Here is a 12,178-nt window from a genome sequence, read left to right on the forward strand (position 1 = left end):
GCCAAGGACAAGGACGACCCGTTCCGCCTGATGGGCTTCGGTCACCGGGTCTACAAGAACTATGACCCCCGCGCCAAGATCATTCGCGAGATGTGCCACAAGGTGCTCAAGCGCCTGGGCAAGGAGAATGATCCGCTGCTGGAGCTGGCGATGGAGCTTGAGCACATCGCGCTCAACGATGATTACTTTGTCGAGAAGAAGCTGTACCCGAATGTGGATTTCTACTCCGGCATCATCTACAAGGCCCTGGGTATTCCGGTCAGCATGTTCACGGTGATGTTCGCCATTGCCCGCACGGTGGGCTGGACGGCCCACTGGCTGGAGATGATCGGTGACCCGGCCATGCGCATTGGTCGTCCGCGTCAGCTTTATGTTGGCGAGACCCAGCGGGATTACGTGCCCCTGGATCGCCGGAAGTAATCGCGGTCCGACAGCAGAACAGGAACGGGCGGCCATTGGCCGCCCGTTTTTTGTGCTTAGGTTTTTGTGCTGAGGGCTTCGACCGCTGCAGTGCCTTTCGATGACGGTGACGTTTGCGTCCCGGCCTTGGAGGCGACAGGGCTTCCCAGGAACGTCGTGAACCCATCCCTGGGGACTCTGTGGGCGACATCCTGTCGCCCACAGTCCTGGAAAGCCCTGTCACCTCCAAGGCCTACCTGTGGTGGGGTCACCTGGACTGTGCCTGCTGAAGGCTTATTCAGATATTCGAGCAGATTACCTTCGATTCAGGCCGTTTATTCGCGGACAAATCCGCTCCCGCGGCGGCCTCGGCATAAGCTATTGGCACCGTGGGAGCGAATTCATTCGCGACTAAAAGCCACCGGAAGGGACTAAGCCATAAGACTTAACCAAACTCTCTCCGAGCACGGCACAGGTGACGACCACCAAACCTAAGCCGGCACACCCCGTCACCGCTAACGAAGGGCGATACAACAATCGAGGCCCTGAGGATGACTCACTCCTCCAGCAAGGCCTCCACCGCGGCAAGATTGCCCCGCTTCATGGGCCGGCCGTCTATGGGGCTGCGGGGGGCGTGGCCTTTTTCGTGGAGGCCGAAGACAGTGATTTCCAGGCTGACATCCCCGGCCATGAAGCTGTAGACCGGGTAATTTTCGTGCTTGCCATTGGACTGGCGAAGGCGACGCTCCTCCGTTTCCACCGGGATACCCGAGTCCATCAGGAACATATAGACCGACTCCGGCATGTCGGCGAAGGCATGAAGGCTGACGTCGGCGTGCAGGGTGGCATTGCCATCAAGTACACCCCCCACCAGACGAGGCGAAAAATCCTGCAGCAGTTTCATCGCCTCAATCGCTGTCTCGCGTAGCTCCCGCAGACGATCCGGCTGGGTCTCGCCATGAAACAGGCGCAGATGTTCGTTCAGGGCTGATTCGATTTCCACATTGGTGGGCATGATGCGTCGAAGCTGGCTGCGCTCCAGACCAAGACGTTCGGATGCCTTGCGCTTGGCCAGAAGATAATCACGCACCCCTTCCTCGGCGAGGATGCGGGCGGCCTCCTGGGCCATGCGCTGACGGATTTCCTCGCTTCGCTTGTCAGTGCTGAGTCTGGTCATCGTTACCCCCTCGATCGGGCCGAAAAAATAGGGCGGGATTGGTGACGCGACTGGATGGGATGAAGAGACGACCTCCCTGGATGGAAACTGCTTACAGAAATACCGGTTTCGGCACCCGAAAAGCAAGCGGGAGTGCAAGAAATCCAGAAGAACGGTAGAGACGGCGGCGCGGGCGGCCGCCGTCTACTCATGAAAAAGCCTGGCCAGTCGGGCGCTGGCGCCTAGAAGAGATCATCCGCCCCCGGACTGTCCTCATCACTGCTATCTTCCCGTTCGGGCAGTTGCCCCTCGCGGAAAATCTCGAACATGCCGTTGGGATGATCAGCCCCCACCATCAGACCGGTATCCCGGGAGATGCGGACTCTCACCAGACCCGGCGGCTCATCCAGAGTCCGCTCGGGGGCACCAATCAGGGCCGCGCCCATGAATTCCGTCCAGATGGGCAGCGCCGCACGGGCGCCACCCTCCCGATTACCCAGGGGCTGAGAACGGTCGAAACCGATCCAGGCGGTGGCCACCAGATCCGGTGTGTAACCGCTGAACCAGGCATCGCGATACTCGTTGGCGGTACCGGTTTTACCCGCCAGGTCATTGCGGCCCAACTGCTGGCGGGCGAAGCGGCCCGTGCCGTGGCGGACCACATCCTGCAGCATGCTATCAATGAGATAGGCGTTCTGCGGGCTGATCACACGTTCAGCCAGGTTGATGGGTGATTCCGGGTTGAGCTCATCTTCATGCAGGGATGGCTGCCAGGCATCGCTGGCATCCTCGGCTTGCAGTTCTTCCGGCAGCCCGTTTTCGAGGCCCGGGACACTGCACTCGGGACAGACCACGGCCGGCTGGGCCTGATACAGGGGCTCGCCCCGGCGATCCATGATGCGCTCAATGAACCAGGGCTCCACCCGATGACCACCGTTGGCAAAAACCGCATAACCACGGGTGAGATCCAAGGGGGTCAACTCACCCGTGCCCAGTGCCAGAGTCAGGTCGCGGGGAAGGGCGCGGTCATCAAAACCGAAAGACCGCAGGTGCCCGGCTGTCCGGCCAATACCCACATCCCGCAGGACCCGAACGGACACCAGATTGCGTGAATGAACCAGTGCCTCTCTAAGTCTCGTGGGACCAAAGAAACGACCGGTGTAATTGGTGGGCCGCCAGGTATGATCAATGTCGGCCTCTTCCACGACCACGGGGGCATCATTAACAAGGGTCGCCGGCGTAAAGCCGTTGTCCAGGGCGGCGGAGTAGATAAAGGGCTTGAAGGCAGAACCCGGCTGACGCAGGGCCTGTACCGCCCGGTTGTATTGGCTGTGACGGAAGTCGAAACCGCCGGCCAGCGCCTCGATGGCGCCGTCTTCCGGATTGATCGCGACCACCGCGCCCTGGGCCTCCGGCACCTGTGACAGAGCCCAGCCATCCTCATCCTGACTCAGGAACACGACATCACCGGGCATGACCACTTCATCGGCCCGCTCTGGTGCCGAGCCCTGGCGATTACGATTGATGAAGGGGCGGGCCCACTCCATGGTGGAAAAGTCCACCGTGACCCGGTCGGCATTGCGCCGGACGGCTTCGAAACCTGTCTCCCCGGCGGCCGCAACCACCACCGGCTCGAGACCACCGATACGGTAGTAGGAAGCCAGGGTCGAGGCCCAGGCCTGCTGGTCGGAGGGATCGTCGGGGACCTGGACCTGGCCGACGGGGCCTCTCCAGCCATGACGCTGGTCATAGGCGAGCAGGCCGTTGCGCAGCGCGCGGACGGCCGCCGACTGCTTGCGACCATCCACGGTGGTCACAACCTGAAAACCGTCTTCGTAAGCCGCGTCGCCATAGCGACGGACCATTTCCTGACGGACCATCTCGGCCACGAAGGGTGCATCCACTTCCACCTGGGCGCGGTGAAGGCCGGCGGTAACCGGCGCCGTCACGGCCTCGGCGTACTCCTCCTGGCTGATGAGGTCCAGGGTCAGCATCCGACCCAGCACATAAGCCCGCCGATCCACGGCCCGCTCCGGGTTGCTGACCGGGTTGGCCCGCGATGGGGCCTGGGGCAGGCCGGCAATCATGGCCTTCTCCGCCAGGGTCAGCTCGGAAACGTCCTTGCCGTAGTAGACCTCGGCGGCGGCGGCGGCGCCAAAGGCGCGGTGCCCCAGAAAGATCTTGTTGAGATAAAGACTCATGATTTCTTCCTTGCTCAGCTCTCGCTCGATTTCAAAGGCGAGAAAGAGCTCCCGGATCTTGCGACCAAAGGTCTGGTCTCGGGTCAGGAAGAAGTTGCGGGCGACCTGCATGGTGATGGTGGAGCCACCGCCATGGGCCATTGAGCGGGTGGTGACAAGATAATAGGAGGCCCGCAGCATGGCCCGGAAGTCCACGCCCCGGTGGCGGAAGAAATTCTCGTCCTCGGCGGCAATCACCGCCTGCTTGAGGCGTTCCGGGAATTCCTCATAGCGAAGCGGACGGCGCCGTTCCTCGCCAAACTCGGCGATCAGACGGCCATCACGGCTAAAGACCCGCATGGGCTCCTTGAAGTCCACCTCACGCAGGACTTCGACATCAGGCTGATCGGGGGCAATATAGAGATAGGTGCCGACAACCACCCCGATGGCCACCACGAACAGGGTAAAACCGGCACCGAGCAGAAAAACCAGGATCTTGAGAAAACGCTGCATCTATGTCCCCGAAGGAAAAAATCACCAGAAATCCGGCATTTTGCCGCAAGATTCATATTTTAAGTCCTGACGCCCGGATGCGCGAATAGGCCCCCGGCGCGGACTTCCAGCCCCCTCGATATATGGGATTCTTTCCCTTTATTTTCAAGGGCTTATTTGCTTCTTAAAAGAGCCCCAAGCCTGGTCTTCGCAGCCTGCGGCAGCAGGGGGTGCGGAATAGAAGCGCATAAACCCGCATTTGATTTGACGGCACATTGATATATAGTTCAATTCAGGTCTTAATGTTCTGGGCCATGTTCTGCCGCCAAGTTGCCGTCTGAGAAAGGAAAAAAGCAGTGTTCTCAAAACGCGCCAAGCCAATGCTCGGCCTCGACATCTCCACCTCCTCGGTGAAGGTGATTGAGCTGAGTCAGACCAAGGCCGGCTACCGTGTGGATCACTACGCGGCGGAGCCCATGCCTCAGAATGCCATCACCGACAAGGTCATTGTCGATGTGGATGCCACCGGCGATGCCGTGCGCAAAGCCGTCAAACGCTCGGGCAGCCGAACCAAGCTGGCAGCCGTTGCCATTGGCGGTGCCTCGGTGATCAGCAAGGTGATCACACTACCAGCCAATCTCTCCGGCAAGGAGATGGAAGAGCAGGTGGAGCTGCAGGCCGACCAGTACATTCCCTTCCCTCTGGAGGAAGTCTCCTACGATTTTGAGGTTCAGGGCCCCTCCGAGGCGGACCCGGACATGGTGGACGTGTTCCTGGCCGCCACCCGCAGCGAGAACGTTGAACACCGTCAGGCGGTACTCGAGGCCGCCGGCCTGCAAGCCAAAGTGGTGGAGATCGAATCGGATGCCATGGAGAACGCCTGTAGCCTGCTGACTCACCAGATGCCCGACAACGGTCTGGACAAGACCATTGCGGTGGTGGACTTCGGCGCCACCACCACCACCTTCAGCATTCTCAACGACCGCAAGGTGGCCTATACCCGCGACCAGAACTTCGGTGGCCGACAGCTGACCGAGGAAATCATGCGCGCCTACGGCCTGTCCTTTGAAGAGGCCGGCAAGGCCAAGAAGGAAGGTGGGCTGCCCGGCAACTATGAGACCGACATCCTCGAACCCTTCGTGGACGACATGGCGCAGCAGATCAACCGCTCCATGCAGTTTTATCTGTCTTCCCACGCCGGCGGCGGGCAACTGGACCAGGTGATCGTCTGCGGTGGTTGCGCCGCCATCCCGGGCGTGGATCAGATGATCCAGGAAAGGCTGGAGGTGCCGACCGTGATCGGTAACCCCTTTGGGGAGATGAAACTTTCGTCCCGGGCCCGGGCGCAGAACGTCGAGAAAGACGCCCCGGCGCTCATGATCGCCTGCGGGCTCGCGCTCAGGAGTTTTGACTGATGCCGAGAATCAATCTTCTGCCCTGGCGTGAGGAAGCCCGCCGGGAAAAGCAGAAAGAATTTGGAACCCAACTGGGGGGCGCCGCCATCCTCGGCGGCCTGCTGTTGTTCTACGCCCACCATACGGTGGGTGGCTGGATAGACCACCAGCAGTCTCGCAATGACCGCATCCAAAGCGAGATCCGGCAGCTTGAAGAAAAGATTGCCGAGATCGAGGACCTTCAGGAAACCAAGGATCGACTGCTGGCACGCATGCAGATCATTGAGGAATTGCAGAAGAGCCGGCCCGATGGCGTCCGCCTCTTTGACGACCTGGTGCGGACCTTGCCATCCGGTGTCTACCTGACCGAGGTCACCCAGAGCGGGGCCAACCTGACCATTCGCGGAGTAGCAGAATCCCAGGCCCGCGTATCGGCCTATATGCGCAACATCGACCAGGCCGATTGGCTGGCCCAGCCCCGCCTGCAGGTGATCGAGCGGGATCGTCCGCGCCGGGACGGTGAAGGACGATTGCGCACCTTCACCATTCGCGCGGTCCAGGTCACCCCGGGCACGGAGGACAACTGATCATGGATCTCCGCAAGCTCAACGAAATCGATATCAATGACCTCCGGGACATCGACTTCGCCGATATGGCGGAATGGCCAGTCGCCGGACGATTGGTCCTGGTGGGGATCATCATTGTCGCCGTGCTGGTTGGTGGTTATTTCTTCCTGGTTCAGGATCAGCTGGAAAACCTCGAACGCCTGGAACGGGAAGAGACCGATCTGCGCTCCCGCTTTGAACTGCGGCAGGAGCGAGCGGCCAATCTTGACGACTACCGGGATCAGCTGGAGGAAATGCGCGAATCCTTCGGCACCATGCTGCGGCAACTGCCCAGCGAGGCCGAAGTGGAAAGCCTGTTGGTGGATATCTCGGAGACCGCGACCGCCAGTGGCCTGGAGTCAGAGCTGTTCGAGCCCCAGGCGGAGGTGGAGCGCGATTTCTACGCGGAACTGCCCTATCGCCTGCGCATGCGCGGCAGCTACCACGAGTTCGGCCAGTTTGCCGATGACGTGGCCAAACTGCCGCGAATCGTGACCCTGCACAACATTCAGATCCGGCCACAGGATGACGGTGAGCTGGAAGTGGAAATGATTGCCAGAACCTATCGCTATCTGGGCGACGATGACGGAGGTGGCTCGTGAGCAAAAAACGGACACCCAAGACTCGTGCCCTGCTGGCCATGGGCATGGCCGTGACCGGCCTCGCCCTGAGTGCCTGTGAACGGGATATGGACGACCTGGAGCGCTACATCAACGAAATCAATCAGCGCCCGGGCGGTGAAATCGAGCCGATTCCACAAATCGAGCCCTACGAGGGGTTCAGCTATGGCGTGGCGGGCGAGCGCTCGCCCTTCGAGCCCGATGACCGCCTGCGCCCGGATGACACCGCAACCGCCGAGGGACCGACACCGGACCTGGATCGACGCCGCGAATACCTCGAGCGCTATCCGCTTGATGGCCTGCGCATGCAGGGGATTCTGGAGATGGGTGGACAGCTTTACGCACTCGTCCGCGACCCCGAGGGCGTGGTGCATCGGGTCAGTATGGGCAATCACATGGGCGAGAATTTTGGCGAGATCATCGCCATCACCGAAAGCCACGTCACATTGAGAGAACTGGTTCCGGACGGCACGGGCGGGTGGAATGAACGTGAACGTCGCCTGAGCCTGAGCGATTGACCGGACAGGAGAGGAAGACCATGGGGATCAAACGCAAGACTGCACACTTCAGCGTCGTCGGCCTGATTGGCCTGATGCTGCTGGCATTCGTCGGCCAGGCGATGGCACAGGGCCAGAATCGCCTGGAAGACATCACTGTCTCCACCCTGCCCGGCGACCGCGTTGAAATTCGCCTCAGGCTGAGCGAACCGGCCCCCGAGCCGCAGAGCTTCACCATTGATGAGCCGGCGCGCATCGTTCTTGACCTGGCCGACACCCGAGTGGGTGTGCGTGAACGCCGCCAGGATATCGGCGTGGGCGCCACTCGCAATATCATGGTTGCCGAGGCCCAGGACCGGACCCGTGTGGTGATCGGCCTCTCCGCCCCGCAGGGCTACAGCGTCACCACCGAAGGCAATGACATTCACATTACCGTCGGTGACCGGCGCAGCCGGGACCAACTGGCGGCGCCGGACGGTCCGGATGTCAGCCCCTTTGTCCAGGATGATGCCGATGAGCCCCGCCTGGACGACCGTCGAGCCCGGGATCTGCGGGTCCGCAATGTGGACTTCCGCCGTGGTGAACAGGGCGAAGGTCGAATCCTCGTCGAGCTCAGCGATGAACGCATCCCCATTGATATCGACGAGTCCGCCGACAGGGTCCGGGTGACCTTCCAGAGCGCGGAAGTGGCGCGGGAACTGGAGCGCCGACTGGATGTGCTGGACTTTGCCACCCCGGTGCAGACCATCGACACCCGCCATGGGCCGGATGGGGTCGAGATGGAGATCCGCCTGAGCGGTGAGTACGAGCAACTGGCCTATCAGTCGGAAAAACAGTTTGCCCTGGAATTCCGGCCACTGACCGAGCGGGAAATCGAAGAACGCGAGGAGCGGGAGTACACCGGCGAACGCCTGACCCTGAATTTCCAGGACATCGAGACGCGTGCGGTATTGCAGCTGATTGCCGACTTCACCGATCTCAACATCGTGGTGGCCGACTCGGTCACCGGCAACGTCACGCTGCGCCTGCAGAACGTGCCCTGGGACCAGGCTCTGGACATCATTCTCCAGACCCAGGGCCTGGATACCCGCCAGAGCGGCAATGTGATCCTGGTGGCTCCGGCTCAGGAGATCGCCCAGCGTGAGCAGCAGGAGTTGCAGGCCCGTCAGGCCCGCGAGGAACTGGTACCGCTGCGCTCCGAGTTCATTCAGGTGAACTACGCCCGAGCCGCGGATCTGGCCCAGCTGATTCGCTCGGAAGGCTCACAGATGCTGTCCGAGCGCGGCAATGTGGCCGTGGACGACCGCACCAACACCCTGCTGCTGCAGGATACCGATGACCGCCTGACCGACGTCCGGCGCATGGTCAACCGCCTGGACATCCCGGTCCGCCAGGTGCTGATCGAATCCCGCATCGTGGTCGCCACCAGCGACTTCAACCGGGAACTGGGTTCGCGCTTTGGCGTCACTCATGCCCGGGAGCGTGGTGATGATGGCCTGCTCACCATTTCGGGCGGCCTCAGCGGCGCAGACACCATGATGCGGTCCGGGCTGGACAACATCCAGAACACCGGCCAGCCTTTCCCGGTGACCGTGCCCAACCTGCAGGACCGCCTGAACGTGAACCTGCCGGTGGCATCCCCCGCCGGGCGCTTCTCCATGGCCATCCTGGATTCCGACTACCTGGTGGACCTGGAGCTGTCCGCGCTGCAATCCCAGGGCCGCGGTGAAGTGATTTCCAGCCCGCGGGTGATCACCGCCGACCAGAAGGAAGCCTCCATCCAGCAGGGCGTGGAGATTCCCTTCCAGTCCGCCCAGGCAGGCACTGGTGCCGGCGCGGTCACCACGGAATTCAAGGAAGCGGTGCTGTCACTGACCGTGACCCCGCAAATCACCCCGGATGAGCGCATCATCATGGACCTGGAAGTGAGCAACGACACCATTGGTGAAGAGGTGCCCAGTGCCACCGGTGGCTTCGTGCCCAGCATCGATACCCGGGTGGTGCGCACCCAGGCTGCCGTGAACAACGGCGAGACCGTGGTGCTTGGGGGCATTTACGAGACCCAGCGCCAGGAAGGTGAATCCCGGGTGCCCATTCTGGGCGACATCCCGGGCCTGGGCATGCTGTTCCGTTCCACCACCCGCAGTGCCAGCAAGGCCGAGCTCTTGGTCTTCGTGACGCCCAAGCTGCTCAAGGATGACGCTCGGGTGGAGTAATCGGCTAGACTGATAAAACCTGTTTCGGCCCCGCCCATGGGCGGTGTGGGTGGGAGGAAAGACGAAGAGACAGGGGCGCCAACGGGATATGAACCGCGTGGCGCCCTTTTTTCTGGCGGATGCACCGCCAGCGCAATCCGAATGGGGAGTAGGGAAGATGATCAAGCGAATTCTGTTGGCCCTGTTGCTTGCGGGGGCGTTGGCCATGGTTGCCTGTGACAATGACGAGGGAAGCATCTCCCAGGCCGGTGGCGACAATGGCGAAGAGAACGGCAATGGCGATGACAATGGCGATGATAACGGCGATCCCAGCGCGGGTGGCCTGGTCATGGGCAGTGGCGACGGTGAGGATTTCGAAGCCGGCCAACTGACACTGGGCATGAGCTCGATCGCAGCCGGAGGCTCCACCGGCATTAGCGGGCGAATCCTTACCGAAGACGGTGATGTCCCGGACGACGAGTTTGAAGTTGAGCTGACCTCGAACTGCGCCGATGAGGGTCTGGCCAGTCTGACCAGCCCGGTCGCCACCAATGGCGGCGAGTTCTCCTCCACCTACACGGCCGAGGGCTGTCAAGGCGAGGACACCATTACCGCCCAGGCAAGCATCGATGGCGTTGGCACGCTGTCCGCCAGCGCCAGCGTTGAGGTTGCAGCGGCCAACCTGGGCTCATTGGTGTTCATGAGCGCCGACCCTCAGCTGATCGGCTTGCGAGGAATGGGTGTCCCGGAGATCGGCGAAACATCCACGGTTCGCTTCCGGGTGGAGGATGTCAACGGTAACCCAACGCCCGGGCGGGAAGTCCAGTTCACCCTCAGTACCAGCGTGGGCGGAATAGAGCTTTCCAACGATTCTGCCGTCAGTAATGATCAGGGCGAAGTGAGCACCCAGGTCATCTCGGGGACGGTGGCCACGCCGGTCCGGGTCAATGCGCAGGTGGTGGATACCACGGTTTCTTCCCAGTCATCCCTGCTCAGCATCAGTACGGGGATTGCGGAACAACAGGGGGTATCCATCGCCTTTGAAAGCCTGAACCCCCCGGTCCAGGGCTGTGTTGGCGAGGAATATGAAATCACCGTTCATGCCCGGGACCGCTTCTCCAATCCGGTGATTGACGGCACGGTTATCAATTTCTCCACCGAAGGCGGGCGCATCCAGCCCCACTGCATGACGGTCGACGGAACCTGCGTCGTGACCTGGACCAGTCAGGCAAGCTGGCCTGCCCGTTCCACCGTACTCGCCTATCTGGAGGGCGAGGAAAGCTTTATCGACCGGACCGGGGACGGCCTGTTTGGTCCGGCGGAAGCCGCAGAGGGCCCTCATGAAGGGGACTTCGACCCCAATGATCCGGAGGGGAATGCGGATATTGGCTGGATCGATGTGGGCGAACCCTTCCGCGACGACAATGAAAGCGGTGAGTACGAACCGGGTGTGGATGGCTTTCACTGGAACTATTACGGCGGCGGCTATACCGAGGCCAATGAGCTGTTCGATGGCGCCCTTTGCGGTGCAGGCATTGAAGACGATGGTGACCGTGAGACGTTCCAGAACGACTATTGTGGTTCTCCGCAGGCGCCCATCGGCGTCTCCGGCGTCATGGTCCTGGCCGACAACCGGGTTGTGAACATGGCCTTCCCGACCACCTATGTGGTGGGCAGTGGTCCTCTGGAAATCGAGCTTTGGGGCCCGGAAATGCAGCCGCTGCCCAGTGGCAGCACCGTTGCATTTGATACCGGTTACGGCCGAGTTCTGGGACAGGACACGATAACCATCGGGAATACCAATCAGGATGGTCCCATTGCTGTCGAGTTCACTCTCTCGGAGTCCAATGAGGACGACACCACCGAATGCGATGTGGGGACCATTACCGTTACCACACCCGGCAATAGCTGTGGCGAAGGCTTCATATTCGAACAGGAATTGACCATCTGCGGCAGTGACAGCTAAGCGCGTCACCATGACAACGGCCTGCCCACTGGGCAGGCCGTTTTTTTTTCGGCATTATCATCGCTTGGCACCGTGCTGCCATTGCCCGCCTGGTCACAGCCCCATGAACAGAAAGGGCCCCCGGGCGGCTTTTCCCTAGGCTTTCGAGGTTTGGCATGGAAACACCGAGGCGGATATTCCTGATTGGTCCCATGGGAGCGGGAAAATCATCCATCGGGCGGGAGCTGGCCAGACGGCTGGGCTATCCATTCCAGGACACCGACGATTATCTGCGGGAACGCACCGGGGTGGATATCGCCACCATTTTCGATTTTGAGGGCGAGGAAGGTTTTCGGGAACGGGAGCGCAAGGCCGTGGCCGAGCTGACCCAGCTGGAGCCGCTGGTCCTGGCGACCGGCGGTGGCACCGTGGTGACCGCGGAGAACCGCCGCCTGCTGGCCGAGCGTGGCTATGTCATCTACCTGCGAACCAGCCTGGACTTCCAGCTCAGACGTACCCGGCAGTCCCGCCATGACCGTCCCCTGCTGCAAACCGAAGATCCGGAAGCCAAATTGCGGGAATTGGCCGAGGAGCGCGAACCCCTGTATCGGGAGTTGGCCGACTTCGTGGTGGACACGGATGATCAGTCGGTGAAACAGGTCATGCGCCGTCTGGCCACCGAATTCGAGATCTGA

The 12,178-nt window shown here is 61.4% G+C and carries 10 protein-coding genes; 8 read left to right on the forward strand and 2 right to left on the reverse strand.

The window, feature by feature from the left end; translation table 11 throughout:
• Positions 1-420: citrate/2-methylcitrate synthase (locus ACJWXQ_RS02210; RefSeq protein ID WP_406672051.1), on the forward strand; the 420-nt coding region annotated here is incomplete at its 5' end.
• A 535-nt stretch (positions 421-955) separates the two neighbouring features.
• On the opposite strand, the gene ACJWXQ_RS02215 is transcribed toward ACJWXQ_RS02210, so the two are convergent.
• Positions 956-1,576 (reverse strand): hypothetical protein, encoded by a 621-nt coding sequence (locus ACJWXQ_RS02215; RefSeq protein ID WP_346051492.1) that lies wholly within the window; start codon positions 1,574-1,576, stop codon positions 956-958.
• Positions 1,577-1,797: 221 nt separating this feature from the next.
• Positions 1,798-4,248, reverse strand: coding sequence for a penicillin-binding protein 1A (locus ACJWXQ_RS02220; protein ID WP_406672052.1), 2,451 nt, complete (start codon positions 4,246-4,248; stop codon positions 1,798-1,800).
• A gap of 335 nt (positions 4,249-4,583) precedes the next feature.
• Here ACJWXQ_RS02220 and ACJWXQ_RS02225 point away from each other — a divergent pair, with 335 nt between their 5' ends.
• The 7 genes from ACJWXQ_RS02225 to aroK all read left to right on the forward strand — a co-directional run bounded on the left by ACJWXQ_RS02225 (position 4,584) and on the right by aroK (position 12,178).
• Positions 4,584-5,642 carry a pilus assembly protein PilM gene (locus tag ACJWXQ_RS02225; protein WP_346051495.1) on the forward strand — a complete coding sequence of 353 codons (1,059 nt, stop codon included), beginning with the start codon at positions 4,584-4,586 and terminating at the stop codon, positions 5,640-5,642.
• On the forward strand, positions 5,642-6,208 hold the full coding sequence (locus tag ACJWXQ_RS02230; protein ID WP_346051496.1) for a PilN domain-containing protein: 567 nt from the start codon (positions 5,642-5,644) through the stop codon (positions 6,206-6,208). Before ACJWXQ_RS02225 ends, ACJWXQ_RS02230 begins: the two co-directional genes overlap by 1 nt.
• Before the next feature lie 2 nt (positions 6,209-6,210).
• Positions 6,211-6,828, forward strand: a complete 618-nt coding sequence (locus ACJWXQ_RS02235; protein ID WP_346051497.1) for a type 4a pilus biogenesis protein PilO — start codon at positions 6,211-6,213, stop codon at positions 6,826-6,828.
• A complete protein-coding gene (locus tag ACJWXQ_RS02240; RefSeq protein WP_346051499.1) occupies positions 6,825-7,364 on the forward strand; it encodes a pilus assembly protein PilP in 540 nt (179 codons plus the stop codon). Before ACJWXQ_RS02235 ends, ACJWXQ_RS02240 begins: the two co-directional genes overlap by 4 nt.
• Before the next feature lie 20 nt (positions 7,365-7,384).
• The gene (gene pilQ, locus ACJWXQ_RS02245) at positions 7,385-9,559 is read left to right on the forward strand and encodes a type IV pilus secretin PilQ (protein WP_346051501.1); all 2,175 of its coding nucleotides are present in this window, start codon (positions 7,385-7,387) and stop codon (positions 9,557-9,559) included.
• Positions 9,560-9,716: 157 nt separating this feature from the next.
• Positions 9,717-11,504 carry a hypothetical protein gene (locus tag ACJWXQ_RS02250; protein WP_346051502.1) on the forward strand — a complete coding sequence of 596 codons (1,788 nt, stop codon included), beginning with the start codon at positions 9,717-9,719 and terminating at the stop codon, positions 11,502-11,504.
• Positions 11,505-11,659: 155 nt separating this feature from the next.
• Positions 11,660-12,178 (forward strand): shikimate kinase AroK, encoded by a 519-nt coding sequence (aroK, locus tag ACJWXQ_RS02255; RefSeq protein ID WP_346051504.1) that lies wholly within the window; start codon positions 11,660-11,662, stop codon positions 12,176-12,178.

This window comes from Natronospira sp. (assembly GCF_007134575.1).
Taxonomy (GTDB): Bacteria; Pseudomonadota; Gammaproteobacteria; order Natronospirales; family Natronospiraceae; genus Natronospira; species Natronospira elongata.

Coding starts and splice junctions, on each gene's coding strand:
- pilQ (WP_346051501.1), top strand. CDS start 7,385: ATGGGGATCAAACGCAAGACTGCACACTTCAGCGTCGTCGGCCTGATT.
- ACJWXQ_RS02230 (WP_346051496.1), top strand. CDS start 5,642: ATGCCGAGAATCAATCTTCTGCCCTGGCGTGAGGAAGCCCGCCGGGAA.
- ACJWXQ_RS02235 (WP_346051497.1), top strand. CDS start 6,211: ATGGATCTCCGCAAGCTCAACGAAATCGATATCAATGACCTCCGGGAC.
- ACJWXQ_RS02250 (WP_346051502.1), top strand. CDS start 9,717: ATGATCAAGCGAATTCTGTTGGCCCTGTTGCTTGCGGGGGCGTTGGCC.
- ACJWXQ_RS02220 (WP_406672052.1), bottom strand. CDS start 4,248: ATGCAGCGTTTTCTCAAGATCCTGGTTTTTCTGCTCGGTGCCGGTTTT.
- ACJWXQ_RS02215 (WP_346051492.1), bottom strand. CDS start 1,576: ATGACCAGACTCAGCACTGACAAGCGAAGCGAGGAAATCCGTCAGCGC.
- aroK (WP_346051504.1), top strand. CDS start 11,660: ATGGAAACACCGAGGCGGATATTCCTGATTGGTCCCATGGGAGCGGGA.